The organism is Kordia antarctica (assembly GCF_009901525.1).
Lineage (GTDB): Bacteria > Bacteroidota > Bacteroidia > Flavobacteriales > Flavobacteriaceae > Kordia > Kordia antarctica.
The window spans coordinates 2,515,819-2,542,626 of the sequence record NZ_CP019288.1 but is presented as its reverse complement, the minus strand read 5'-3'; the positions used below and the strand labels follow the sequence as shown (position 1 = coordinate 2,542,626).

At 30.5% G+C, this 26,808-nt stretch carries 20 protein-coding genes and 1 pseudogene; 15 read left to right on the top strand and 6 right to left on the bottom strand.

Annotated features, from left to right (window positions below):
• Positions 1 to 310: 310 nt before the first annotated feature.
• Positions 311 to 2,284, top strand: a complete 1,974-nt coding sequence (locus tag IMCC3317_RS10320) for a putative porin (protein WP_228055031.1) — start codon at positions 311 to 313, stop codon at positions 2,282 to 2,284.
• 308 nt (positions 2,285 to 2,592) lie between these two features.
• Here IMCC3317_RS10320 and IMCC3317_RS10315 read toward each other — a convergent pair.
• Positions 2,593 to 2,787, bottom strand: a pseudogene (locus IMCC3317_RS10315) (IS982 family transposase); the annotation flags it as partial.
• 841 nt (positions 2,788 to 3,628) lie between these two features.
• On the opposite strand from IMCC3317_RS10315, the gene dndC reads away from it, so the two are divergent.
• From dndC to IMCC3317_RS10275, 8 genes are all read left to right on the top strand, one after another.
• A complete protein-coding gene (dndC, locus tag IMCC3317_RS10310; protein WP_160129422.1) occupies positions 3,629 to 4,984 on the top strand; it encodes a DNA phosphorothioation system sulfurtransferase DndC in 1,356 nt (451 codons plus the stop codon).
• Positions 4,974 to 7,040: an AAA family ATPase gene (locus tag IMCC3317_RS10305; RefSeq protein ID WP_160129421.1), complete on the top strand. Its 2,067-nt coding sequence runs from the start codon at positions 4,974 to 4,976 to the stop codon at positions 7,038 to 7,040. Before dndC ends, IMCC3317_RS10305 begins: the two co-directional genes overlap by 11 nt.
• A complete protein-coding gene (locus IMCC3317_RS10300) occupies positions 7,033 to 7,431 on the top strand; it encodes a DndE family protein (RefSeq protein ID WP_160129420.1) in 399 nt (132 codons plus the stop codon). The genes IMCC3317_RS10305 and IMCC3317_RS10300 overlap by 8 nt, the downstream gene beginning before the upstream one ends.
• Before the next feature lie 726 nt (positions 7,432 to 8,157).
• The gene (locus tag IMCC3317_RS10295; protein WP_160129419.1) at positions 8,158 to 8,346 is read left to right on the top strand and encodes a hypothetical protein; all 189 of its coding nucleotides are present in this window, start codon (positions 8,158 to 8,160) and stop codon (positions 8,344 to 8,346) included.
• Positions 8,346 to 10,460 carry a DNA sulfur modification protein DndD gene (gene dndD / locus IMCC3317_RS10290; protein ID WP_160129418.1) on the top strand — a complete coding sequence of 705 codons (2,115 nt, stop codon included), beginning with the start codon at positions 8,346 to 8,348 and terminating at the stop codon, positions 10,458 to 10,460. Before IMCC3317_RS10295 ends, dndD begins: the two co-directional genes overlap by 1 nt.
• Complete coding sequence (locus IMCC3317_RS10285) at positions 10,450 to 12,003, top strand: DndE family protein (protein WP_160129417.1); 1,554 nt, start codon at positions 10,450 to 10,452, stop codon at positions 12,001 to 12,003. Before dndD ends, IMCC3317_RS10285 begins: the two co-directional genes overlap by 11 nt.
• On the top strand, positions 12,004 to 12,471 hold the full coding sequence (locus IMCC3317_RS10280) for a hypothetical protein (RefSeq protein ID WP_160129416.1): 468 nt from the start codon (positions 12,004 to 12,006) through the stop codon (positions 12,469 to 12,471).
• Positions 12,459 to 13,808, top strand: a complete 1,350-nt coding sequence (locus IMCC3317_RS10275; RefSeq protein WP_160129415.1) for a DGQHR domain-containing protein — start codon at positions 12,459 to 12,461, stop codon at positions 13,806 to 13,808. The genes IMCC3317_RS10280 and IMCC3317_RS10275 overlap by 13 nt, the downstream gene beginning before the upstream one ends.
• A 7-nt stretch (positions 13,809 to 13,815) precedes the next feature.
• Here the strand turns inward: IMCC3317_RS10275 and IMCC3317_RS23785 are convergent, their stop codons facing one another.
• On the bottom strand, positions 13,816 to 13,950 hold the full coding sequence (locus IMCC3317_RS23785) for a hypothetical protein (RefSeq protein WP_262887089.1): 135 nt from the start codon (positions 13,948 to 13,950) through the stop codon (positions 13,816 to 13,818).
• A gap of 455 nt (positions 13,951 to 14,405) precedes the next feature.
• Between IMCC3317_RS23785 and IMCC3317_RS23680 the strand changes: the two genes are divergently transcribed.
• The 6 genes from IMCC3317_RS23680 to IMCC3317_RS10245 all read left to right on the top strand — a co-directional run bounded on the left by IMCC3317_RS23680 (position 14,406) and on the right by IMCC3317_RS10245 (position 23,594).
• A complete protein-coding gene (locus IMCC3317_RS23680; RefSeq protein ID WP_228055029.1) occupies positions 14,406 to 18,035 on the top strand; it encodes a hypothetical protein in 3,630 nt (1,209 codons plus the stop codon).
• Positions 18,036 to 18,138: 103 nt separating this feature from the next.
• Positions 18,139 to 19,155 (top strand): DUF2931 family protein, encoded by a 1,017-nt coding sequence (locus tag IMCC3317_RS10265; RefSeq protein WP_160129414.1) that lies wholly within the window; start codon positions 18,139 to 18,141, stop codon positions 19,153 to 19,155.
• Positions 19,156 to 19,197: 42 nt separating this feature from the next.
• Positions 19,198 to 20,241, top strand: coding sequence for a DUF2931 family protein (locus tag IMCC3317_RS10260; protein WP_160129413.1), 1,044 nt, complete (start codon positions 19,198 to 19,200; stop codon positions 20,239 to 20,241).
• A 15-nt stretch (positions 20,242 to 20,256) separates the two neighbouring features.
• Positions 20,257 to 22,236 (top strand): phospholipase effector Tle1 domain-containing protein, encoded by a 1,980-nt coding sequence (locus IMCC3317_RS10255; RefSeq protein WP_160129412.1) that lies wholly within the window; start codon positions 20,257 to 20,259, stop codon positions 22,234 to 22,236.
• Between the two features lie 210 nt (positions 22,237 to 22,446).
• Positions 22,447 to 22,818 (top strand): hypothetical protein, encoded by a 372-nt coding sequence (locus tag IMCC3317_RS10250; RefSeq protein ID WP_160129411.1) that lies wholly within the window; start codon positions 22,447 to 22,449, stop codon positions 22,816 to 22,818.
• A 23-nt stretch (positions 22,819 to 22,841) separates the two neighbouring features.
• Positions 22,842 to 23,594 carry a hypothetical protein gene (locus tag IMCC3317_RS10245; protein WP_160129410.1) on the top strand — a complete coding sequence of 251 codons (753 nt, stop codon included), beginning with the start codon at positions 22,842 to 22,844 and terminating at the stop codon, positions 23,592 to 23,594.
• A gap of 459 nt (positions 23,595 to 24,053) precedes the next feature.
• On the opposite strand, the gene IMCC3317_RS10240 is transcribed toward IMCC3317_RS10245, so the two are convergent.
• The 4 genes from IMCC3317_RS10240 to IMCC3317_RS10225 all read right to left on the bottom strand — a co-directional run bounded on the left by IMCC3317_RS10240 (position 24,054) and on the right by IMCC3317_RS10225 (position 26,806).
• A complete protein-coding gene (locus IMCC3317_RS10240) occupies positions 24,054 to 24,224 on the bottom strand; it encodes a hypothetical protein (protein WP_160129409.1) in 171 nt (56 codons plus the stop codon).
• A 142-nt stretch (positions 24,225 to 24,366) separates the two neighbouring features.
• Positions 24,367 to 25,077, bottom strand: coding sequence for an ATP-binding cassette domain-containing protein (locus IMCC3317_RS10235; protein ID WP_160129408.1), 711 nt, complete (start codon positions 25,075 to 25,077; stop codon positions 24,367 to 24,369).
• Between the two features lie 698 nt (positions 25,078 to 25,775).
• Positions 25,776 to 26,210 carry a hypothetical protein gene (locus tag IMCC3317_RS10230; RefSeq protein ID WP_160129407.1) on the bottom strand — a complete coding sequence of 145 codons (435 nt, stop codon included), beginning with the start codon at positions 26,208 to 26,210 and terminating at the stop codon, positions 25,776 to 25,778.
• Between the two features lie 14 nt (positions 26,211 to 26,224).
• Positions 26,225 to 26,806 carry a hypothetical protein gene (locus IMCC3317_RS10225; protein ID WP_160129406.1) on the bottom strand — a complete coding sequence of 194 codons (582 nt, stop codon included), beginning with the start codon at positions 26,804 to 26,806 and terminating at the stop codon, positions 26,225 to 26,227.
• Between the last annotated feature and the right edge of the window lie 2 nt (positions 26,807 to 26,808).

The following is a 26,808-nucleotide window of genomic DNA, read 5'->3' as shown; positions in this document are numbered from 1 at the left end:
CAAAATATAAAATAGAAATCATACGAACTAAAAACGCACTTTCTTTTGTTTCTGCTTGTCACATTGAGCGGAGTCGAAATGTTGTGCGAGCAAAGAAAAAGAAAATAACAAATTGAAAAATAGGCTTTTAACTCTAGTGTTTATTGGGAATCATTCAATAGTTAAATGTGAAACTTATATTGAACTTAAATTAATTTATGATTTCAATAACAATTGAACGCTTTTTATTTCGTTCAAAAAGTATACTTTTGTTGACTAGCAAGCGTAAAATGATATAAGTAGTTGTAAATACGCTAAAAAAACAAAACAAGTGAAGTACATCCTTTTCGTTATATTCATATGTATTACTGTTCCTGCATTGCATGCGCAAGTAGAAGAGATACCTGTTGAAGGAAAAAAAGAGAAAATGAGCGAACGCGGACAGCAAAACGCCACGAATTCCAATAAGTCTTCTGAAAAAGATAAAACAGCTAAGCGAAAAGAATATGATATCAATCTGTATAAAATAATTACGCACGAACGTGATACCATACTTTTTGATACAACCTTAACCATTCAAAAAGAATACAAATTCAATTACTTACGAAAAGACGAATTTGAACTCTTGCCATTTTCAAACTTAGGGCAAACCTATAACAACTTAGGATATTCGTTTGACAGACCTTCTTCGTTTCCAAGTATCGGAATGCGCGCAAAACACTTCAACTACGATGAAATTGAAGATGTAAAATACTTCAATGTGCCAACGCCAACGACGGAATTATTCTTCAAAACAGCGATGGAACAAGGACAATTGCTAGATGCGTTTATTACGATGAATACGTCAAAACGAATGAATTTCTCCATTGCATACAAAGGAATGCGCTCGTTAGGGAAATACCAAAACATACTCAGTAGCACGGGAAATTTTAAATTTACAGCGAATTATAGAACTAAAAATGATCGGTATGCCATGCGTGGACATTTCTATTCGCAAGATGTATTGAACAATGAAAATGGAGGAATTACAGCAGCAGCAGTTATTGATTTTGAAAATGGTGTGGATGAATTCACAGACAGATCGCGTTTATCAGTAGCGTACCAAGATGCACAAAACATATTAGTGGGAAAACGTTATTACGTTGATCACGATTATAAAATACTTAAGAAAAAAGATTCTTTGAACGATTCTAATTTGCGGGTTGGACACACATTCAATTACGAAACAAAATATTATATCTTCGATCAAACAAGTCAAAATGATCAATTTGGAGAAAGCTATGTAGCAGCAAGAATACGAGATAGATCGCAACTGCGAAAACTATTCAACGAAGGAAGCTTAAGTTACCGCACAAAAACATTTGGCGATGTCAAATTCAAAGCAAATCACACAAAATACGAGTATTTCTTTGACAAAATTCTCTATCAAGCTAACGGAACTGTGATACCAAACAAAATAGAAGGCGATGTTGTTTCTGTTGGAGGAGAATGGCAACATACCATTGCGGGAATTCAGCTAAAAGCAGATTTGCTAGCTAACATTTCAGGCGAACTCGGAGGAAACTATTTCAACGGACGCGCCAAATACAAATTCAACGATGACATACTTACAGAAGCGTCTATTGTGATCAATTCCAAAGCGCCAAACTTTAACTTCATTGTCAATCAAAGTGATTACATAAGCTACAATTGGCGCAACAATCTCAAAAATGAGCGAACGCAGAGTTTAAACTTCAGTGTAAAATCAAAAAAATGGTTCAATGCGGATGTGAGTTTTACGTCAATGGACAATTATACATACTTCTCAGGACTTACAGACGGACAACAAATATCGCCGCAACAATCGGAAGATGCAATCACATATTTAAAAGTAAAATTTGGAAAAGAATTTAAGTACGGAAAATTTGCGCTCAACAATACAGTCATGTATCAAAAAGTAACGCAAACTGGCGACGTATTCAATGTACCCGAATTAGTAACTCGAAACACCTTATACTATACGGACAAATGGTTCAAAAAAGCACTATTCATACAAACGGGAGTTACATTCAGTTATTTCACGGAATACTTTGCCAACGGGTACAGTCCATTATTAGGAGAAACGTACAGTCAAAATCAGCAAAAAATTGGAGGTTTCCCACGATTTGACGTTTTCATTAACGCCAAAGTAAGACGAACTAGAATCTACTTCAAGCTAGAACATCTAAACTCACCGTTTACTGGCTACAACTTTTTCTCGGCACCAAACTATCCATACCGCGACTTCATCGTGCGTTTCGGACTTGTTTGGAACTTCTTCTCATAAAAAGCAAATCCACGAATAAACGAATAACCTAACACCCAATACCTAATAACCAAAACCAAGAATAATGGGGTTCCCGCAAAAAAGCGGTCACGCTCTCGCCTGTGCCTCTAAAAATTGAAATAACATAAGTGGCTGAAAATCATTTTCTTAATTTTATTTTGTAGACTAAAAATGACCTGATCGTATTCGTTTGTGTATTCTTTATTAAATATTAATACTCCTCAAATATAAATAATTTTTTTTCTATTTCTTATTCTAAAAGCTGAAGTTATATTTTTGATGTATTTATACATAACCCGTTGTGCATTTTAAATAATACTAATTTTAATATTATTAATGTTTCTGTCAAATATAAGTTTGTTGATATATTGAATAGTAGTTAAAGCGGTTATCTTAGATGTTATTCTAGTTTTGAACCCTTGAGACGTTTTTGTGTAATTACGTCTTATCATAAAATGGTCACATAATTGGGAGAATAATGTTTCTATTCTTTTTCTCTTTTTGATTTCTTCTCATAGGTTTTTAGTTTTATGTTACAGGTTACAGGTTACAGGTTACAGGTTACAGGTTACAGGTTACAAAGGCATTGGCAGGAATGCGATGTATGAATATGTTGATAATGAATGTAACAAGTTCAAATTCTTTACCAATTAATACAATCATAGGTAAAACAAAGACTTTATTGATTTCTGCTATTTCATCATTTTCAGAATTATCAGATGATAAGGACTGATTCCTTCTTCAAAACCTGTCCTTCTGATGACTATCAAACTATTATTTCAGCGTTATAAACTAAAGTTTCACAAGAACTTTAAGAGCACTATGTTAATCTTCTTAATAGCTGAATGAGGAACTATTTAATTTGATTACTTTTGACATTGATTTAGGGTAAGAGCAAATAATTGCTATTTAAAGCTATTTTATTTATCTATAAACATTTTAATAAAACCCTAAAATAGCTTTAAAATTTTTAGATAATGATTAATCTATTCGCTATTTTGTTCAAAATTCGTGAAGTCCCAAGCTGAACATAATTAGTTGTGAATGGATAGTATATAATTACATTTGTAAAGAACAAAGAAATTGTTGTTTGAGAGTATCTAATATTAGAAATTGATTTAGCAATACTCAATAAAACCCAAATTTTTTTGTTAAGAGTAATTTAGAGTTATGTTGAGAAATTTTAATTAAAAAAAAGGAAACTTAAAATGTAATTTGGTTCGCAGATAAGGTTTAAGAAACATTAAAAGACGAAAAGTATCAAGCCAAAGCATTAGAGTTTATATTTTATAGTTCTAAGAATATAAATACGACTTTAGCCAACTAAAGCTAATGAATTGAAATATGTCAAAAAGAATAGATAATATAATTGATGAAATTATTGACCAGTACGCCTTTACTGACAAGTCGCAAAGACCTTGGATAATAGGTTTTAGTGGCGGTAAGGATTCTACCGTTTTACTTATGCTCGTATGGAAAGCCTTGGAGAAGATTAGAAAAATGCCAACGCCCTTTCAATTAAGAAGACCTGTTTACGTTGTTTGCAATGATACTCTTGTTGAGAATCCCATTATCTCATCTTACGTGGATGATGTTTTAGCTAAAATTTCTGTAGCTGCAAGAGAACAAAACTTACCAATCATCGTTAAAAAAACAGTGCCGCTATTAGAAGAAACTTACTGGATTAATGTTTTGGGAAAAGGATATCCAGTTCCAAACAATGCTTTTCGTTGGTGCACAACTAAACTCAAAATAAAACCAACTTCAAATTTTCTATTAGAACAAATTGATAAAAAAGGAGAAGCTATTGTCTTGTTAGGAACTAGATACGAAGAAAGTGTGGCACGTGAACGTTCAATGCGTAAACACGAAATTGATGGGCAACGACTTTCTAAGCATCAAACAAGTGTAAATACATACGTGTATGCCCCAATAAAAGAATTAATGCTTGAAGAGATTTGGTATATAATTAATACATTCCCCTCACCTTGGGGATTTGATAATTCAATTTTATTCCAAATTTATTCAGATGCAAGCGCCGATGATTATGAATGTCCAACAGTGGTTGTAAACAAAGAACACTCTTCATGTGGGCAGTCACGTTTTGGGTGTTGGACTTGTACTGTAGTAAAAAAAGACAAATCTATGTCTGCTTTAATTGAGAACGGTCAGTCTTGGATGAAACCTTTATTGGAATATCGGAATAGTTTAGTTGACGAGAGAAATCTTCACGAAAACAGAATGCCCGAAAGAAGGGATGGACGACCAGCAGTTCGAGAGGATGGTACAAATTGGGGTCCTTATAGACCTAGTTACCGATATCAAAAATTGAAAGAGCTACTTTTAATTCAGAAAGAATTACAAAAAGAAAGACCTCATATCTTTTTGATAACCAATCAAGAACTTATTGCAATTCAAGTTACTTGGAATAGAGACCTATATTTTGACAAAAATGTAGGAGACCTGTATAGAGGGATTTTCGGTAAAGATATCAGCACTAATAATTCGGCATCTTTGAATAATACTGAAACACGTATTCTAAAAGAAATTTGTGAGGATGATATGGGCTATTTTCATCTTATAGATAATCTATTATCTTTACAAGAGACTAAAACACTTATGGTATCGAAATATGGGTTGCATAATGATATAGAGAACAGAATTGAAAGATTCGTAACAAGTAGAGAAAATGAAAATTAGTAAAATCACTCTATATAATTTCAGGATTTATAAAGGATTGAATGATATTGACTTCAGTCCATCATCTGAGGGGAATATAAGTATCATAGCTGGAAAAAACGGATTTGGAAAAACCACTTTGCTTACGTCTCTACTTTGGGCTTTCTATGGTAAGTTAATGGGACAGGTTGAAAATAAATATCGCTTGGACATAAAATATTCTGGAGGATATCAACCTTTCTTAGAATCACTTTTAAATAGAGAAATTGAGAATCAAAGTGATGAATCTAAAAAAGTTTTCTACGTAGATATTAAACTGGAGGAACTTGCCATTCCTTCGTTACCTTGCAATTCAATTTCAATACGAAGATCCTATAACCTTGAAAATAATAGTGAAAAATTAAGCATTTTAATCGATGGGATTGAAAATGAATTGACCAAAGAAGTTGGCTATGACCTTTTCATAAATGATTTTATCCTTCCAAGAGAAATTGCCAAGTTTTTCTTTTTCGATGCTGAGAAAATAGTATCTCTGGCAGAGGCAAAGTCAAAAGAAGAACTAAGGAGTTTAAATCGGGCTTATTCTGAAGTCTTAGGTATAAAAAAATATGAAGAACTTAAGAAAAACTTAGTTTCACTTTCTTCTAAATTGTTGCGCAAAGGTATATCTGAAATAGAAAAAAATCAATTAGACGAACTACTAGAAAGAGAAAGGGAGTCTTCAAAATTACTTGAATTCAATTCAGAGCAACAGCAAATAAATATTGAGGAGCTAAGTAGCTTAAAAGCAAAGAGTAATTCAATTCAAGAAAAGCTTATACGTGAGGGAAATACGATTACACTCGATGAATTGATTCTGCTTAAACAGGAACAAAATACATTAAAAAAAGAGTCCGATCAAATAAAGGCTGAACTGTCTTCACTTTTAGAATTAGCGCCACTTGTTATAGCAGGTAAAAAACTTGTTCAATTAAAAAATCAACTTGAGAATGAACATGAAAATTCTAGTATTCCAAATGGGTTATTAAATAAAGAATTGATTCTCTTTTCAAAAGAAATAACTGAAAAATTTCAAAAATCTGATTTATCAAATACATCTATTATTGAAAAGATAATAAAGGAATCATTAAAAACGAGATTTGAAAACGAGTCGAATCCAATAGAGGTTTTAATAGCTATAGGAGAAGAAGGTTATAGAGATTTTCAAGCTTTATATTTAAACCTTAAAAGTTCTTTCAGTTCACAATTAAAATCAATCGTTCAACAGGAAAAAAATAATAGGGTACTCTTTTTTAGGGTTTCAAGTAAAATTAAACAAGCAGAGGCTAGAAAAGACAACCATCTTGCTAAAAAGTTTCGTGATGAGAAAGCACAGATTGAGAAGATGATTGAAGAGCTTAAAACTAAAGAAAACTCTTTATTAATTGAGCAAGGAGCATTAAGCGCTAAAAATAATTCAGATAAAAAATTAGTATCTGAACTTGAAACTAAATTTAAACTGGTTGATTCAGATAATAAGAAATACCAAACAACAGAAAATCTTTTGGAAAGAATTAATTCATTAATTCTAAAGATAAAGCAAGAGAAAAAATACGCACTTCAAAAAGCATTAAAATTAAGTCTTAATAAGTTGATGCATAAGGACAATTTCATTAATGAAGTAAAAATTCAGATTGATGAGGATATAATGAATATTGACCTATATGATAGCAATAAACAAATTATTAGAAAGGAGACACTATCTAAAGGAGAACAGCAATTGTATGCAACAGCATTATTAAAGGCATTGGTTGATGAGTCTGGCATAACATTTCCTGTCTTTATAGATAGTCCTCTTCAAAAGTTTGATAAATACCATTCCAAAAGTATTATCGAAGAGTTCTACCCCGTAATTTCAAATCAGGTAGTGCTCTTGCCTTTATTGGAAAAAGAACTTAGTAAAAGGGAATACGACCTTTTAAAACCAAATCTTCATAAATCTTTCTTAATTGATAATCTGGATCATAATGCATCAAAAATTTTAGAAGCTGATCTAGAGGAAGTTTTTGATGAATTAAACTCTGAAGCCTATGTTTAAGCAAATAAGCACAAGTAAAGAAAATAGAGAAGTTGTAGCTCAGCTCTCACGAAAATTAAATTTGGGAAAAGAGAATGTAATCGCAAGAATAGCACTTACATACTCCTTGTCTCAAGATAGAAAATTGGATTTGAAAGATGTAAAAGATTCTGGTGGAAAAGAATATTCGAAATCTGTTCTTTTAGGGGATTATGAAAACATTTACTTTGGTTTAATCTGTACACATTATGGACTCTACAAAACAGACAAAAGTATACCAAAATATATAAAACTTCATATTGATGAAGGCTTAGAATTATTAGATAAAGAATTAAAAGAAAACCCGAAATTTGATGGGTTTGATTTTTTAGTAGATAAAATTAAAATAGGTTTAATAGATATGGATTCATAAATCTAAATTATCGTGATTTCAGTAACGATAGTATATATTATGTAAGAATTTACTATTATTGCAGGAATGAAAGACCTATATTAGTTCTAAAATAAAAGCAGACTAATTTTCTATATGATTTTTTAAAATTTTTCATTTACATTATGTTTTACATTAGACTAGAATATTGTAAATTCCCAAACAATATGAAATTTCCTATATTTTAAGATGAAAAAGACAAATTATATTATTGAATAAATATTGAATCTCCTCGGGGAATAAAAAAACAATTCTTTAATATTTATTAGAGGCTAGTGCTTATGATTGCGAATGCCCAACAATGGTATCTAGTAAAGAGCATAAATCTTGTGGGCAAAGTAGATTGGTTGTTGGACGTTTACGGGAGTAAGAAAAGACAAATGAATATTTGTCCAAATTGAAAATGGAGAGGAATGGTTAATCCCATTAATAAATGTAAGAAATTGGATTAAAGAACAAGAGAATAATCCAGAAAATATATCTGATTACCGCAAAAATGAAATACTTTCTGCAATTCCTAATTGGGTTTTGTGAAATTTAAACATAGGGCAGAAATATAAGAGAAGATTTTTGATGACAAAAAAATGTTCGTGATTTGGAATTGATGTAGAATTAATCAACAACTAATAGTAATAAAGGTAAATTGATACAGAGACTTATATTAAAATCTCGGATATTTATAATATAGTATTTAATAAAAATCTTGATATGAAAAAACATAATGGACTTATCAAAAAAGAAGAAGAAATCTTATTATCCGCTTGTGAAAATGATAAGAATCAGTTTAACTTGATTCAAGATTTACTAAAGCTTGAGAAATCAAAAACCATTATGATGAAAAGAAGAGGTCTTATGGAAGATATTGAAAATAGATACAAACAATTTATTTCAGCATAATGATTATAAAATCTATTCAACTAAATAATTTTAGAATCTACAAAGGTAAAAATCTTATAGATTTATCTGTAACAGATGATGAAAATATTATTATTGTTAGTGGTAAAAATGGTTTTGGAAAAACTACCTTTCTAATGTCTTTAGTTTGGTGTCTATATGGACGACAAATGAGTGACGTTGATGATATCTATAAAAAAGAAATTGAGAATAACGGAAATTATCGACAATACATAAAAAGTAGCCTCAATAGACAAGCAGAATTTGAAGGTAAAACTAAATTCTCTGTTTCGGTAATATTTTCTAGGATCACAACAATTCCCGATGTTACTTGTAATGAATTAAAAATAACAAGAACCTATTATACAGAGGGTAACAAGGAAGAAAATTTAGAGATTTTAATAGATGGTTCCGAAAGTGAGCTAGTAAAAGATGTAGGTGCAGAGCATTTTATACGTGATTTTATTATGCCAAAGGAGATTGCTAAATTTTTCTTTTTTGATGCTGAAAAAATAGTTTCCTTAGCCGAGATACATACAGGAGAACAGAGGCAAGAATTGAGTAGAGCATTTTCTGAGGTCTTAGGTATTAATCAATACCAAAATCTTAAAGATGACTTGGATCAATATTTGGATAAGCTAAAATCTGAAACTGCTAATGCTAAGGAAAAATCTGAATTAAAAAGACTTAAAACTGAAGCGGAAATAGCTGATGACAGGATTAAAGAAGTTCAAGAGAGAATTGAAAGTTTGAATGAAGATGCTTTAGCTTTAAAATATGAGATTAGTAAACTTCAAGAGAAACTAATAAAACAAGGTAGTGTAATAACAGTTGATGAATTAAATAAATTAATAGATAGAAAAGAAGATTTAGAAAAGCAAGTAGCAATTTTAAATACCGAACTTAAAAATCACTACGAGATAATACCATTTGCTATTGCAGGTAATTTGTTAACTGAAGTCTTAGAGCAAGTAATTTTAGAAAGGGATATTATAAGTGAAAAATTCAATGACGATAGAGCAGAGCAAGTAGCAGACAATATTATTAATGACTTGATAAAAATTCCACACCCAGATAATCTTGTAATAAATTATAAAGTCCAAGAATACTACATTAATAACTTAAAAGAGTTAATATCTAAACATCTTGGAGGAGGAAATTCGAGAAAAAATGCTAATCCAAATGTTCAAGACGAAGTAATACATAATTTATCTGAAACAGAAAAAGCCGAATTAAATAAATTCACAAACAATATTAGACTTTCATTCAAGGAAACATTTAATCGTATAAATTCTGATTATTTAAGGTCTAAGAATGAATTAAATGATATCAATAAAAAGATTAAGCTTGCAGAAGAAAAGTCAGAAAACCCACTTGTTAAAGCTGATAGAGAACGAAAATCTCAATTAGAAAAAGAGTATGATGATATTCTAAGAAATGTTGGTGTTTTAGAACAAGAAATTTCAACAAATAATGAAACAAAAATTCAATCTAAAAAGGAAATAAAAAGAATATCAGATAAATTAAAAGTTTCTAAAAGCAAGCAGGAGATTAGTGAAGAAGTAGAAAAATCTATTAAATATCTTAAAAAGTTTATCGCTGATTTCAAGATTGAGAAAAAGCATAGTTTATCAAGAAGAATAAAAGAGGGCTTAGATGTTTTATTACATAAGAAAAGTTTTATTAGCGATGTTCAAATAGAAATACTTGGAGATGATATCGAAATTAATCTAATAGATGCAAGAGGAAAGGAAATCAATAAAGATTCTCTTTCAAAAGGAGAACAACAAATGTATGCAACAGCTTTGTTAAAAGGTCTAGTTGATGAATCTAATATTGATTTTCCAGTATTTATTGATTCTCCTATGCAGAAATTTGATATTGACCATTCTAATAGTATTGTTAAACATTTTTATCCAGAAGTTTCAAATCAAGTAATCATCTTTCCATTATTAAAAAAGGAAATGACACGTGACGAGTTTAAAGTTCTTTTACCTAGTATTAGTAAAACATTCCTAATAAAAAACACAGATAACGAACAGTCTACTTTTGAACAAGTAGAGAATAAAGAAGAGTTGTTTGATGTATTTGAAAAAGATTATCAAGATGCAGTTTAACATTAGTACATCGCCCGAAAATGAGCCATTAGTAAAATCCTTAACACATAGGATTGGTCTGGGTTCTGAAAACCATATATCTCGTATTGCCTTAGCATATTCTTTAAGTAAAGGGTATAGTTTAGATTTAGATAAAGATTTACAGGCTATTGGTGGTAAAGAGTATAAAGATCACACTTTGTTTGGTAATTATAGAGATTATTACATAGCCTTAATTTGCCAGCGCTACCAAATACAGAAAGACGATACTAACATCAGAAAGTATTTAAAAATGCATATTGATCAAGGGCTAGAACTCATAAGTAAGTTTTTTGAAGATAATCAGAATTTTTCAGGGATTGAGTTTCTATTAGATAATATAGAAATAGGAATTGATTCTATGAATGAGGGAGAAAACTCATTTGAATTTATAAAAAACAATAATTCTTCTTTAAACGAAAAAGAAAGTTATAGTAAACCCATAAAAATTTTAGTTGGAGAAACTGAGAAGAAAGAAAACATCTATTTTACACCTAATAATACTTCAATATACGGTAATTGTCATATTGCAGTAGCTGGAAATTCCGGTACTGGAAAGTCATATTTTTCAAGAAAAATATTAGAACGTATTGTTCAAGAAACAAAAGGGAAAGTTAATTTTTTATACCTTGATTTTAAAGGATTGAATGAAAGCGATAAATCTAGCCCTGATTTCAAAAGCTTTTTTAAAACGACCAATGCAAAATTAATAGATACACCACAAAACTCTTTTCCTGTTAACCCACTTTCATTCATAGACAATATTAATGAAAAAAATAAAATTGTAGGGATTGGAAGGTTTGTAGATATAATTACCAAATATGCTAATTTAGGAAATGTTCAAAAGCAATATTTAAAAGATGCTACAATTAATGCTTTTGAAAGTAGAAAAGATGGATCTTATCCTACACTAAAAGAAGTATTGGAAAATGTATATGAATTAGCAGGAGACAAACCAACTTCATTGACGCAAATATTAATTGGATTGACAGAGATTGAACTTTTTGATAATGATAAACATGGAGATTTTATAAATTCAAATTACTATTTAAGCCTTTCAGGGGATTTGAGTAAAGAAGTTCGTTTTACAGCTACGTTTCTTGTAATTTACTACTTGTATAATACATTTATGAATATGGATAAAACTCCAATAGAGGATGATTATAGTGGGTTACGTTATATTTTATTGATTGATGAAGCGCATAACGTATTTAAAGAAAAAAAATCGCAAGAGATACTTGAAAAATTATTAAGAGAAATACGTTCACAAGGAGTTGCTGTAATGTTAGTTTCACAAGGGATAGAAGAATTTAATCAGCCAACATTCGATTTTTCTTCAATGTGTCAATCTGCATTTTTAATGTCTATAAAAGATGGAAATAATTGGAAGTCGATTAGTAAATTTTTAGGTGCTGGAGAAAAACAAAGAACAAAAATTAATCGCTCTATGGAATCCATAAACCCTCGACAGGCAATTACAAACATTAAAGAGTTTGAGTTTGGCGATATTTTTAATACTAAATAAATGAAATTATTTAATTTTAGCTTACTGAAAACTAAATACTTTTGGATTGCCGTTGTTATAATAGGAACAGCAGGAATATGGTTACCTGTATTACTTTCCTTATTATTGGGCGAACCGATTCAAATTGATGAAATTCCTATAAATTTAACTACTTTTTATATTTCGATTTATTTTGCTGGTTGTGTTGATACAATTTTTAGAAATATAGATTTGTTAGATAATAAATACGAGCTTAAATCAAAGTTAGTTTCGATAATTGGTTTGATTTTACTGTTTATTGTTTTAATAGTAGCAACAATTTGGTTGAAAATAGAGAAGCATTTTGTTGTTCCATTAATTTTGTCATTATTTGGGTCTTTTATTGGCTTAAAATTATGGTGGGATAATTATCAAGAAGATCCTACATACAATGAGATTATAAGAGAAGAAAGTAAAGAAAAACATGGAGGTCAGAAATGGAAGCAATAGAGAACTCAGGGCTTATTAATGCCATACCCGTAAGACAAAACAAACAAGACTTTTTAATTGGAGTTTACTCAATAGAAAATATTCTTAAGTTCACAAAATATACTGAAAGACTTATTACAGGATATGATGAACAAGAAGAACCAATTTATAATAAACAAATTCAGAGAAACATTGAGAATTCAAGAGTTCAAAAAATTGCTGATTTTTTAGTTAATGATCCTGATGCAACTTTTCCAACAAATATCGTTTTGCATATTCCTGATGAAGTTATTGAAGAATATATTGTTAATGATGATAGAGTAAAAGTAATAATAGACAAAAAAGTATTTGAAGAAATAAAAAAAGATAAAGGAGATGTATTTATTTCTATCATTGATGGTCAACATAGAGTACGAGGTATTGAAGTAGCGATAACACGACTAAAATCAGATTTAAACACACTTATTAAAACTTTAAGGATTAAGGAGAGTCAAAATCTTAGAGAAAAACTTAACTTTTATCAAGGCAGATTAGATGATTTACTTAAAATTGAATTAGTAGTGACATTTTTTATAGATAAAACTTTAGAGTATCAGGCAATGATATTTTCGACAATTAATAGGACTCAAAAACGGGTATCACAAAGTTTGGTGTATAGCCTTTTTGGACTTGATACAGACGATACACCTCAAAAAACTGCATTGGAAATTGTTTTAAGTTTAAATGGTCATAAGAATTCTCCTTTTTACAAAAGAATTAAACTTTACGGTGGCTCTTACAGTAAAAATAATACGCCTCCTCTCTCACAAGCAACAATGGTTAAGTCTATTGTTGGTCTAATATCTGAAAATTTACGTCAATCGGAAAATGATAGATATAAAAAAAGGAAAGAATTATTTGACCGCAGTTCAGGGTCTTTAAAGCCTTTACCATTTAGAAAGTATTATGCAAATGATAACGATTCAGGTATTTCAGATATAATGTTTTTCTATTTCAATGAAGTGAAAAATACATTTATTGATGATGGAATTTTTCTTTGGGATTTTGAAGAACATAATAAACCTTCCAATATTCTTCATACGACAATTGGCTATCAAGCACTAATGAATATACTTGTAGAAATTCTTCTTAAAGAAGAAAAATTAAGAGAATTGAGTTATAAGGTTGCTAATGAAATCTTTTATGAAAAATATTTAAAACACATTAAGCACCTCGATATTACTAATACTAATAAATACTCATTCAATCAAAGAGGTAAAAAATACTTTGAATTGGAAATGAGTATCGCTATTTGGTCACCAAGAAGTCAAGATGATAAAAGGTTGATAGAATTAAATAAATTGAAAAGTGGAGATTAGTTTATTTTTAGTAAAAATAAGCATTCCCTTTTTTCACAAAATTAATTTTTCCTTCTACTCGTAAGTGCATTAATTCACATGAAGAAATTTTTAATTTTTTCATTGTTTCCTTACTGCTTAAAAATTCATCTTTTTTGTCCATATTTTATTAATTGATTATTAGTAACAACATTTCTAATACTTTACGCTTCAATATAGACAAATTTTGGTTCTAATCATAAACTACTGCAATTACAGAAGTAATTCAAAGATTATAATTTTTATGTAACAATTATTTACTTTTTTTGACATATAAATTGGGAAGTATGAAATTGATAAGTCAGTTTGGCATCTTTTTTGAGCTATCGAAAACAGAAAATAATATAAATTTCAGCTAAAATTCAACGCTTACAAAGTTTTTGCTACGCTTACAAAATATTTTGCATAAATATCAGTTATTATTTCTATATTCGGTAAGAATAAAATCCCACTCCTAGTACCTAAAAAATTACAGCCGCATTTTAATCTGAGTAAGTATCACTTATTTGGATACAGGGCAAGTATGTCCAATTTTTAAGAACGAATATTAATTATTACAAACAATTAAATTTTTAATTTATGAGTGAAGAAAACAATAACAAACAGACCTTATTTAGGTTTGTAAGTTTTAGAAATCCAAATTTAGCAGAAACAAAAAGTACCAATCTCAAATTTATTCATAGAGATGAAAGTCTAAAAGGTGTTTTTGATCAGGTTACCGCCACAAATACGCAAACAAAATTTCATGTATTATTAGTGGAAGCTTCAAGTTTTCAAACAACATCTATTAAAACTGTAGATGAATTAGAAAAAGGAGTTTTTAGTGGTTTACTGAAAGTAGGAAAATCAATTTCAAATCAAACAACTTTGTCAGCTATCGAATTGACGTTATGCAAGGACGATTATATAAAGCACAAAGGTTCTGATGCTGTTAAGGCTATTTGGGACAATTTTATCTACCAATACCTAACACAAAAAGATTTTTATGTAAAAGAAACCTTAGCTTACATTCTAAAAGCGTTGCATATTGGATATGTACAAACACTAAAAACTAATGACGAGCTCAAAAGACTTAATGGCAGTGATTTTGTTAAAACAGCGTTGAACGCAACCATAATTATTCCTTCATCAATTTTAGGAAAAGCAATTACTTCCTCTTCTAAGAAAGTAGTAAGCAAAGAATTATCATCTAGAGACTCAAGTTTGTTAACGATAGCATTAGAAAGTTATGAAAAAGAACAAAATGCGGTGGAGGAAAATAAAAGCCTTACGCAATTAAAATCTGAAATACAGCGTATAAAAAACAATTATTGGGCAAATTATGAGAATGGACTGAAAGTAGCTAGAAGCTCATATGAAAAAGAACATGGAGAAAACCTACGAGCTTATGAAAATCAGTTAAGTATTATTGATGAGCTAGAAGAATCTAAAGCACCCGAAGAAGAAATAAAAAAGGCATACGAACTTTTAGCAACGTATGAAGTTCCCGATTTTAAATTTTCTTATAAAGAAGAATTAAACTGGGATGATATTTATGGTGGTTTAAGTGAAGCGTCGCTTGAATATTTTTTAGAGAATTTTGCAAACGCTGCACAAAGTATTGAAAAAGAAGTAGACCTTAGTAAATCTGAAGTAAAAGTAGCTGATAATAATAGACTTACCATAGATGCTAATTCGTTTACATTTAGACATACTACTTACGATGCTGTTCTTTCAGATATTAATACGCAAGCTGATGTAGCTAATACGGAAGTTGTAAATCAAGCAAATCTTCCGCAAGATCAATATGTTAATGTTGGTGGAGTAGTTGTTCCAATATCAGATAGCACAACATATACGCCGCACCTTTCCTATATATTAAGTGCAAAAAAATCGGGACTTTTTTCAAGTAGAGGTTATGTGATGCTTCAAGTGCATGTAGAAAATTCATCATGGGCAGTGAGTAATGCTATTGTTTCTGCAACTACCAGTACAGGTGTTCATACTGAAAACATAAGTCATATAGCAGTATTAAATAACAAACTTAATTTCCCTACATTTTTAAGAAATAATGTACAAGGAATAAGTTCTTTGAATATTCAGGTTTTCTTTACCAATGGTAGAGAGGCAACGTTACAATTAAGCACAGTTGCAATTAATGTAAAGTACACAGGAAGGCTGTCATTAAAACCAATTGGAATTGAACCTATTGGTGGAAATCCAAGTGAACCGATACCAACAACTGGAGAACATTTTGGATTAAAACGTTTAGGTGTAGCGGAATATATGAAAGTAACTCAAAGTGTACATGCGTATGTGCCAGGAGAAGTATCTAATATAGAAAATGTCATGGCAAGTGAACTGCGACATAAATCTATTAATGAGTTAACGCGTACAGAAGATACCCTAACGACCACCAAATCTCAAGAAGTAGAAAAAATATCTGACACCACAAAAGTGAACCGTGCAGAAATGCAAACCGAAGTTGCTAAAGAATTAGACAAACAAAAAAGTTTTCAAGCGCATGCCAACTTCTCGTATGACACTAAGGTTTATAAATTTGATACAGGTGCTGCCTATGCTAGTACCAATGCACAGCATATTAGTAACAGACAGGCTGTTACAAAATCACAAGAAGTTACGGAAAGAGCGATGGAACGTGTGCAATCTAAAATTTCTGAAGAACGGATCAGTAAAATTATTCAAGAAGTATCGTTAACCAATGTGCATGAGTATGATAATAGAGGTGGATTAGGAGAAACTGCGGAGCGTCCAAAACACATTACTGGTGTATATAGATGGGTAGACAAAAAAATGAAAAATCAAATTTACAACTATGGAAAACGTGCCATGTTTGAATTTATGATACCAGAACCTGCCAAACTACATCGTTTAGCAATTGCCACAGCGCCAAATACATTAGTTGCACCTGTAGACCCAAGAAAAGCACCTGCTCCACATAAAATGAGTAATGCTACCACAGCAACGACATCACTTTTAGAGTATTGGGCAGGTATATATGGTGTGCAATTGACACCTAAAATACCTAATTCAAAACAAATCATTCATAATGCAACTGGAAGACCTAATACAGATAATGATTTTACAGAAATTAGTTCATTTCAAATTCCAGATAATTATATAGGTAAAAACGCAAGCTTTAGATGTAGATCATCTCGAAATAGAGGTGGTGGCTGGCAAGGTAGTCGTTATTCTCGAATGACTTTCCCTAATTTAAAAGGAGGCACATTTGAAGGATCATGGCGTGCCAATGTTAATTTTGATGAATCAGTATCTAGTCTAAATGTAAGTGGCGATACACAGTTCGATGTAAATGGTCACAATGTGGACAACTATAACGTAAAAGTAACAATAAATTGTGAGCCTTCTCAAGAATATATCAATGCATGGAAATTAGAAAATTTCAATGCAATTATTGAAGCATATCAAACAGCTTTAGATGCTCATAACGAAGAAGTAGCCAACATTGAAGCAGAGCAAGCAGCGAAAGCAGCAGATCAAAAAGATGTCTTAGGTAATTTTTATCGCATCACAGAAAGTACTATTATCAAGCACAATTGTATTGCTTATTTATTACAAAATTATCTTACCGAATTAGGACAAGATTTTACAGATGGCGACAAGATGCTCAATTTTAGAGTGAATCTCGGAGAAGATTTAGATAAATATACTGCCAAAGCAAAGTTTTTAGAACAAGCTTTTGAATGGACTATTATGGATTACACATTCTATCCATATTTTTGGGCAGATCGTAAACAATGGCAAGAAATGTATTTATCTGAAAATACAGATACGTTATTTAGAAGTTTTTTACAAGCAGGAATGGCACGTGTAATTGTAACGGTAAAACCAGGGTTCGAAGAAGCAGTACAATACTTCTTAGAAACTGGAAAAGTATGGCTTGGTGGCGAGACTCCAATCATTGGCGATCCACTATACATGAGTATTACACAAGAAATACAAGAACCTACAGGCGTACCACAAGGCAACTACTGGATTACGAGAATACCTACAACGCTTACCATATTACAAGCTAAGTCAGCAGGTTTATGGGTAACACAAGCATTACCAATATTTCCAGAAGCTGAACCTGAAAATTGTGAAAATCCAGAGCAGTTAGAAACGGAAACTTCTTTTACGTTAGATGATGTACAAATGAGCTCAGATGATAGATCAAGTACATTACCAAGTAATATAGTTACTCCTTAACTATATAGTATTTAAAGTAAGTGAGTATAAAACTCACTTACTTTAAATTTTTATCTAAATTTTTTGGTGTATTTTATCAAAGATTAATCACAATTTGGAAAACATGACACGAAGCAAATGTTCTATTTATATTACAATCCTTATTTCTATATTATTTACCTCTTGTCAAAATAGTGACTCTAAAGACAGGTTTCAATGGGAAGCAGCCATGTGCGCACCTAAATATTATCCTATTGGCGGAGCTAAAGTAAACTTTGGAAATGCGGGAAATAGTAGTCTTACCAACTTTGACAATGGTTGGGGGCGTTCTTATGGAGCTGTTTCGTCTGCTGAGAAATATAAAAAATTGCCCAAAGAAGTATTTGTAAGTTATGCAAGTGCCGTTGAAAACTTAGTGTATGAAGGAACAGTGCCATTACCGTATGAAAAAATAAAACAACTGTTTGGGAAATACTGCAAAAACAAAGAAACGGCAAGGGGGAAAATTATGGTAGGTATGGCACCAGGTGGTTGGATACGTGTTTGGGTTTATTTTTTTACAGAAGATGGTATTACTGGTAAAATAGAAATTCTCAAATATCAACTTGAAGGAAAAGAAGATCTTACGATGGGTGAAGGTTTTCGAGATAAAACATCTGACTATTGGGCAAAATACAGACTGTATTGGAAGCATTTTGGTATACCATTAGAGACATGGGCAGAAAATGAAAAAGAATATGACATCTATTTTAATTTTAATGAACCTAATCCTAATTATCACATTGGTTATCAATATACCTCAAGAGATGGCACTTTTGAGTTTGGAGGAGATATAAGGCGTGTTACATCACAACTACCTGCTGATTTGGTTATTTATTGGAGAAATAACGCTAATGATTCTATCGGGTATGACACACATGTTCTTTTACCTAAAAACTTTACTAAGAGAGTGAGGAAGAAAAAAACAAATAGTGTTGAATTACAATTAGAGATTGAAAAAAATAACGAATACGGAGTCTTATATCTTATTACAAATGGTGATAAAGAGAAAGTTTTGAGATTTAAAAGTAAAATGAAGTCAAGAAATCTTGCTGTAGGTGATAGTGACTTTTCAGAAGAAGTAGAGTACTTCATGGAATAAATAATTAAAAAAGTAATGAGTAAAAAACATTATATACTAACTATGGATGTATATAAAACAAATAAAAATAAACTGATAACACTATTTTTTAGCTTTTTATTACTACTTATTTCATGTAATCAAAGCAACACTAAAGACAGGTTTCAATGGGAAGCAGCTATGTCTGCACCTAAATATTATCCTGTTGGTGGTGCTAAAGTAAATTTTGGAAATGCAGGAAACAGTAGCCTTACCAACTTTGACAATGGGTGGGGACATCCATATGGTACTGTCTCGTCTGCTGAGAGATATAAAAAATTGCCCAAAGAAGTATTTGTAAGTTATGCAAGTGCCATTGAAAACTTAGTGTATGAAGGAACAGTACCCTTACCGTATGATAAAATAAAACAGCTATTTGAAAAGCACATTAAAAACAAAAAAAAAGAAAGTGGAATCATCATGGTAGGTATGGCACCAGGAGGTTGGGTACATGTCTGGGTATATTTTCATGTAGAAGATTTAGAAATTGGAATAAATAATAAAATAGAAATTACCAAATTTCAACTCAAAGGAAAAGAAGACCTTACGATGAATGAAGGTTTTCGAAATAAAGAATCAGACTATTGGGCAAAGTACAAACAGTATTGGGATCATTTTGGCATCCCACTAGAAGCATGGGTAAAAAATAAAAAAGAGTATGATATCTATTTTAATTTCGGCAAACCCAATACGGAATATAACATTACAGATGTGTTATTTTCATCTTTAGACGGAACAATTTATTACAACATTACTAATGATATGATGATGAAAAAGAGAAAGTTACCATCGGATTTAGTTGTAGCATGGGGTAATAAAAACGATAGTCTGTATTATCAATCCCATTTACTTATGCCTAAAAATTTTTCGAAAATAATTAAAAATAAAAAAAGTAATACTATTGAAATACAATTAGAAATTGAAGAGGATGACCAGTATGGTATTTTATACCTAATAATAGATCATCAAAAAGAAAAAATAGTACGATTTAAAAATTTGTATACACCAAACAATAAAGGATTGGGAGAAAGTGATTTCTCAGAAGAAGTAGAATATTTTTTAGAATAAATAATTAAAAAAGTAATGAGTAAAAAGCATAATATAGGCATAGGCAATATAGCTTCCATTGGTGTTGCGGACATAGATGTATACAATGCCGATAAACGGAAATTGGAAGTTATAAAGCTCAAAAATGCTACAAAAGTAAAAATACGTGTGGGTGTCTTTTTTGATGGAACAGGGAATAACGGATTTAACTCGGATGCTATCTATTACACGAAAGATTTGCCCTTAACAGCAGACAATATAAAAACTGAAGAACTTAAAGGTTTTGATGTAAAACCAGACACAAGTTATTGGAATGCATATTCTAATGTGAAGTTGTTGCATGATATATACGAGGAGAAAAGTGATAATTTCACTGATAGTGAAGAAGACCCACATCATTATCTTCAGTTTCGTATTTATGTACAAGGCATTGGTACTTTGCAAGATAAAAAAGACGATAAATTCGGTTCTGGGTTAGGCGAAGGTTCTAGAGGTGTTATTGCTAGAGTAGAAAAAGCATGTATAGATATTGCAGATCAAATTGAAGAAGATTTTATTAAATTAAAAGATAAACATAAACAATCTTTATCTTTAGAATCATTACGGTTTGATGTGTTTGGTTTTAGTCGTGGTGCAGCGGCAGCAAGGCATTTTTGTAATGAAGTACTAAAGAGTAAAATTACCTATGAATATGAAAAAGTTCCCTTAAAAAAATATATTCCTAAAGAGCTGGACAAAGTGAAAAATGAAGAGTATTTTACAGAAGTAAAAATCGATAAGACTCGTACAAAATCTAACAAGCAAAAATTGGTCATACCAAAAAGTTATTTTTTAGGTGGGAAATTGGGGGAGTTTTTGAAAGAAAAAAATATTAATTATCCTAAAAAAAATGTTAGCATAGAATTTTTAGGACTTTTTGAGACGGTAATTTCTCAAATTTTAGAAAAAGAAGGAGTTATTGATGTTTCTAGAATAATAGATATTTTAACTCCAGATTATATTCCTATTCCTATTCCTCTTATTCCGATATTGGTTCCAAATCCAGTAAACTTTGTTGGAGCTATAAAAAAAGTAAACCCGAATGTTTCACATAAAAATATAAACAATGTATTTCATATTACAGCGGGTACTGAATGGCGTGAAAATTTCCCGTTGACTCCAATTGAAAACTCAGAAAATCAAAAAACATTGAAAGTTCTTGGTGCGCACTCTGATATTGGAGGTGGATATTGGCATGCTGAAGAAGAAAAAAAAATATTACATTATTTAGATGTTCCTTATGATGGCTATGATGAAGAAATTGATACGATAAACGAATTCAAGTATAAGCTTCGTAAATGGTATATTGACCAATTATTCTGTAACGATACAAACGATGAAATTAAATGGGAAACAAAACACCATGTAAGAATAACTCATCCTACACCTAGTCCTTTCCCTAATCTTGAATATAAATTAGTAGACGAAACTATCATGGAAAATTATCAAAATAGGTGGATTGACGGGAAGTTCTATGAACTTAAAGGATACCATTTTCAACTCGTATCTACAAGAAAGTTAGATAATAGACTTTCATTAGTATATATGAATGTAATGAAGCATGTCGCTATAAAAGTTGGAGGAGTTCCTTTAAAAGCACCTATACCTGAGAATTCTAGAAAAGAATACGGATTTCATAAAGGGTATGAGTTAACTGAATATCAAGAACAAATGATAAAAGTTGCTGATGAAATGTGGAAAACTAAAGATGTAAAATCACTTAACCCTAAAATCATTCACAAAGAAAATGGAAGAGCGTTTTATAAAATAACACAAGAGAAACGTGCTTATATCATGAAAAATTTTGTGCATTTATCTGCGTGTTTCAATGCTACACTTGAAGATTTAGAATTTTTTGACCATTCTGACTTCGCGTATGCAAATATTCCTCATATGACATTTGAGAAGGAATACAAAGATCCTCCTTATGAAAGACAACATTACACGCCAGTGTTAGGTAAATATGATAAAAATTGATAATCTCAATCTAAAAATATTCCTCCATAAAATTACTGGAGATGGTATTGAAGAAATATTTATATGAAGGTTTTTTATTGATGGCAGATACTCAATAGATGATTTTAGTACTAATGAAGTTTACTCAATCACGATTAGTTTAGGTTTATGAAATATTACGTTATAGTTTATCTTCTTTTGACTTCTTGTCAGAACAATGAAAATCACACTTTGATTAAAGAAAATTTATACAGAACTAACGATGGTGTAATTGTTATGAAGTTATCAAACAAAAGTATTCGTCATCCATCAAAAAATGCAGTTTGGAAAGATACTATATACAAGTCTCATTTTAGATTTGAACATATTGATTCTTTAATATCTTTAGATGATGTTTTGGATATTAAGACATACAGGGTAGTTACAAACGACACTTATTTTGAAGACAAAAACTATATTTACATAAACGCCTATTACAAGCCTGGGGAGAATCAATATAAAATTTTAAAGAAAGATACTGCCACTATTTTTCTTGATAAAGATTCTCTAAAGACTTCAAAAAAAATGTACTATCAAGGAAATGTTGTTACCGAATTAAAATAACTTTTTCTTTAAATTTATAATTCTTGAAAATTGCAAATAACATCTTAGTTTTTATCTTTTTTGCTTGCATGATTTCATGTAAGCAAAATCATAATTATACTTCAAATGTAGAAATAAGTTCCGATGCGGATTCATTGCGATATCGACTACGGATTCTTGACACATATTCAGATTCTATTTATAAAATAGATGAAAAAGGTAAAAGTGAGATCCTTATTGAAAAAAAACTATACGTCTTGGATTCTTGTTTTGGGTCGCCTAAAGATTTTATGAAATTGGTCAATCATGTAAAAAAGAGAGATGATATATTAAATAAGCCTAATGATGTTAGCTTAAAGACATTCATAAAAATAAAAAATATCAAAAACTTATATGAGCAAATTTGGGTTAGAAGCGAGCCCCTTTTTCCATCTCACGACCAATTGAGTGGAGAAAACAAGCTAATTTATGGTTTACCTGACACTAGAGTAGATTTAAGTGAATACTCAGTAAACTATAACAATCGAACTGCTGATGGCATAAAAATTAGCTTTCATGATACAACTTCCGATCAAGGCTATAAAATTTATATGCTGAATTTCGTAAGACACGAAGATTCATGGATATTAGTTTCCAGAGAACGACTAAATACTCTTAAAAATGATTCAAATAGAGAGCCTTTAGGCTATTGTTACGACACGATCAATGCGAACTGCAACACACGTTTCAAAAAAGGAGAAGTTATTTATATACACAATGAAATGATGTATGATTTAACCAATGAAAAGTGTTATTAGTTTTTCTAGGATAAAATTAAGTATACGTCACACACAAAGCCACCACCACAAAAAGTACTATAAATACAAGTGCCGTTAAAAATCCTGTAATAAAACCTTTTAAGAATTGTAATTTTGTTTCCCAGCATAGGCGAGAATCTCTTTTTTCTTCCCATATAAGCAGAAATTTATTTTATATTTATTCGTTTCTCTTTATTTATGATAACAAAGCGGCTAGGTCAACTAACCATATATCAACCTAATACCGCCTTGCCTGTCTAAAAATGCGTTTAGACATTTTATTCCCGTGAAAACGGGAAAAGGGTTGTTACCCCAACCCAATCATAACATCTAGTTCCCGTGAAAACGGGAATCTTTAAAGTACTACCTTAACCCTAAAACTTTAAAAAAAGCTATATTTTCGGTATGTTACTTTTATATATTTTCCAACCCAATGCCAAAGCTCCAATAACTTAAGATCTATTTATTTTTTCTCAATTCTTCTTCAATTTCATCATCTACGGTATTATTTTTTGATTTCTTTCTAAATTTTAAAGGTTTCCCCGAAAAGTATAAAACTATAACGGCTATCATCAACATACAACCAAGTATAATTGAGCCAGTAAGCAAATACGTATTTGTATCTTTCATATCTATTTTTATGTGTATTAATGGCTATTAACAACACTAAAATAGTACTTGGTTTGGGTTTTAAACACTGTTATAAAATCAACTTCACGGCATCTTTTTCTTGTAATATATCCGTCCAAAAATCGCTGTAAAAATTAGCGGTTTATAGTAGTTCTTTGTGGCTTCCATGAACAACGGTTTCTCCGTTTTCAATTATGTAAATATGATCTGCGATTTGCTTTAATGAATGCAATCGGTGTGATATAAATATGGTGCTGATTTTAGATTTTAATCGTTTTAATAACTGCAATACAAAGCGTTCGATGTTTCTATCCATTGCTGAAGTAAACTCGTCCAGAATCAATAACTGTGGCTTTTTGTACAGCACTCTAATTAGTGCTAATATCTGTTTTTGTCCGCCCGATAAGTTCACGCCACTTTCGCCTAATATAGTTGCGTAACCTTGTGGCAAGCTTTGTATAAAATCCTCAAAACCGTATTCTTGTATAAACGCTTCAATATCTTCAAAGGCATGTATTTTATTAGAAATTGTATATTCTTCTAATATGATATTATCAAGTACGTGACTATTGAAAATCTTTATATTTTTTGGTACGATTCCAAGTATACTACGCCAATCTTTTGTGTTAACCTTATTAAGTGAAATATGATTGTTAATGGTTACGCTTCCATTTTGATAAGCTTCCTTTTTTTGTAAAATTTGAACAAGTATATTTTTTTCATATTCGCTTTCGCAAACAATAGCAATGCATTGATTTTTGACAAACTGAATGTTAATGCCTTTTAGCAATTGTTCTTGTCCAACTAATTGGAGCGATAAATTTTCAATATGTAGCGATTCAAATTGTAGCATACTGCTATTGTTGATGTTTTAATGTATGTTCAATTTGTGAATCAGCTTCATTAAACCGTATGTTTTTATACTTAGTATAGCACAGTTTAGCAATGATGAAAATCACTATCATACTGACTATAACTAGGATAATTTGTACTGCAAACATGCCCGAACTGAGTACTTGAATTTTTGTTTCCATTGTGTTTTGTAGGTTAAAAAAAGCCATGCGTATAGCTGACTATGCTAATCAAAGCATGGCTTTTAAGGGTAATTATGAAAAAAAATGAAACTGTTTAGTGTTTCTTTTTAACAGAGAAAAGAGTAATCACTAAAGCTTTAAATAGCTATATTTTTTCTTTTTACTCTGTAATTGTATTATAGGAATCTATTTTTTTAATTTATTTAATATTAATTTCTCAGTAAACATAAAAGACTCCGATGCATATTATCAATGCGGCAATTATTGCTGTACAGAATCCCATTATAAACCATTTGAACCGTTCAAAATTTTGTACATTCATAATAATTCCTATTTTTGTTTAGTTAGCAAGACGATCATAGCGATGCTTTCCCCATTAACCGCCTTGCCCTAAACAACAGTATCAATGAAATACTGCAATTAATAACACGTTTTAGAATGTAGCACCAAAGTATTCGGCTAAAGTGCTTCTTTGTAAATAACTTATAAGGGAAAAAGTTCATTCTTGGCGTGTTTATTAATTTGTTTTAACGGTACTCCAACCTCTTTGCGTACTCCAATACACTAGACGATATTTATAATGAATATTATCAACTGTTTTAATTAACACAATAGATTCTAAATCACTGAGCATAATGTGTAAATCACATGGACTTATTTTGGATAACTCCTTAATTGTTGTCAAATTAATAGCTTTGAACTCTTTTTCTGTAATACTATCTTTAATTTCTTGGAACTGTCTCAAATTAAAGTCTTTCCCCATATTACTTACTTTAAAGTTGTACCTGTTTCCACGACTATCTGAATTTATAGTATGAAAACTTAAAGTCATATCTTCTATAATATTAGATATTTCCATTTTTTCATCAAACTTTATATATAAAGGCTTTTTATTTTGTGAAAAGCAAATTATAGAAAATAATGAGATTATAATTATGATAGTATTTTTCATGCTAGTTTTAATTATTACGAAAAGCTGGTTTTTATTTCAGCGTAAATTTTCCAAACTCCTTTTATCTTTCGGTATATGTGAATACCACTTGAAAAGCTATCATGATTACCATAAGAATAAGCTGAAATTGCATATTCTTGGTTGCTTAGAATTACTGGTTTTGACATAAACAATCTTTCTTTTTGTTTGAAATTGATTAGTTTCATGCCGTCATTTCCAATAGCTTTTTTTTCTTCTTCATAATTACTTCTTACAACTCTTTTGAGAATTATATCCTTTTCAGTAAAAGTAAAGTTGTTATTGATTTCTTTTTTCAAATAAATAACTTCTTGTTCGTTGAAAATCATTTTTATATTACTTTCAGATAAAAATGGTACTAACGTATTATACTCCGAAAAGTTTTTTTCTTTTGTATACATATTTTCTTCAAGAAAATTTATAAGAAAGTCATTCAATGTAAAATCTACATAAAGTGTATCAGTTTTGCTTATAGAAGCAAGCCTGTTTTTTAGTTCTATTTCAACTAAATCACTATGCTCTTTTTGGTTATTCATTGTAGAAAATAACAGTAATGACATTATTAATAGCTTTTTCATAA

Excerpts from the sequence above, each read along its gene's own strand:
- dndC (WP_160129422.1), top strand. The coding sequence starts at position 3,629 with ATGTCAAAAAGAATAGATAATATAATTGATGAAATTATTGACCAGTAC.
- IMCC3317_RS10305 (WP_160129421.1), top strand. The coding sequence starts at position 4,974 with ATGAAAATTAGTAAAATCACTCTATATAATTTCAGGATTTATAAAGGA.
- IMCC3317_RS10300 (WP_160129420.1), top strand. The coding sequence starts at position 7,033 with ATGTTTAAGCAAATAAGCACAAGTAAAGAAAATAGAGAAGTTGTAGCT.
- IMCC3317_RS10295 (WP_160129419.1), top strand. The coding sequence starts at position 8,158 with ATGAAAAAACATAATGGACTTATCAAAAAAGAAGAAGAAATCTTATTA.
- dndD (WP_160129418.1), top strand. The coding sequence starts at position 8,346 with ATGATTATAAAATCTATTCAACTAAATAATTTTAGAATCTACAAAGGT.
- IMCC3317_RS10285 (WP_160129417.1), top strand. The coding sequence starts at position 10,450 with ATGCAGTTTAACATTAGTACATCGCCCGAAAATGAGCCATTAGTAAAA.
- IMCC3317_RS10280 (WP_160129416.1), top strand. The coding sequence starts at position 12,004 with ATGAAATTATTTAATTTTAGCTTACTGAAAACTAAATACTTTTGGATT.
- IMCC3317_RS10275 (WP_160129415.1), top strand. The coding sequence starts at position 12,459 with ATGGAAGCAATAGAGAACTCAGGGCTTATTAATGCCATACCCGTAAGA.
- IMCC3317_RS23785 (WP_262887089.1), bottom strand. The coding sequence starts at position 13,950 with ATGGACAAAAAAGATGAATTTTTAAGCAGTAAGGAAACAATGAAAAAA.
- IMCC3317_RS23680 (WP_228055029.1), top strand. The coding sequence starts at position 14,406 with ATGAGTGAAGAAAACAATAACAAACAGACCTTATTTAGGTTTGTAAGT.
- IMCC3317_RS10265 (WP_160129414.1), top strand. The coding sequence starts at position 18,139 with ATGACACGAAGCAAATGTTCTATTTATATTACAATCCTTATTTCTATA.
- IMCC3317_RS10260 (WP_160129413.1), top strand. The coding sequence starts at position 19,198 with ATGGATGTATATAAAACAAATAAAAATAAACTGATAACACTATTTTTT.
- IMCC3317_RS10255 (WP_160129412.1), top strand. The coding sequence starts at position 20,257 with ATGAGTAAAAAGCATAATATAGGCATAGGCAATATAGCTTCCATTGGT.
- IMCC3317_RS10240 (WP_160129409.1), bottom strand. The coding sequence starts at position 24,224 with ATGAAAGATACAAATACGTATTTGCTTACTGGCTCAATTATACTTGGT.
- IMCC3317_RS10235 (WP_160129408.1), bottom strand. The coding sequence starts at position 25,077 with ATGCTACAATTTGAATCGCTACATATTGAAAATTTATCGCTCCAATTA.
- IMCC3317_RS10230 (WP_160129407.1), bottom strand. The coding sequence starts at position 26,210 with ATGAAAAATACTATCATAATTATAATCTCATTATTTTCTATAATTTGC.
- IMCC3317_RS10225 (WP_160129406.1), bottom strand. The coding sequence starts at position 26,806 with ATGAAAAAGCTATTAATAATGTCATTACTGTTATTTTCTACAATGAAT.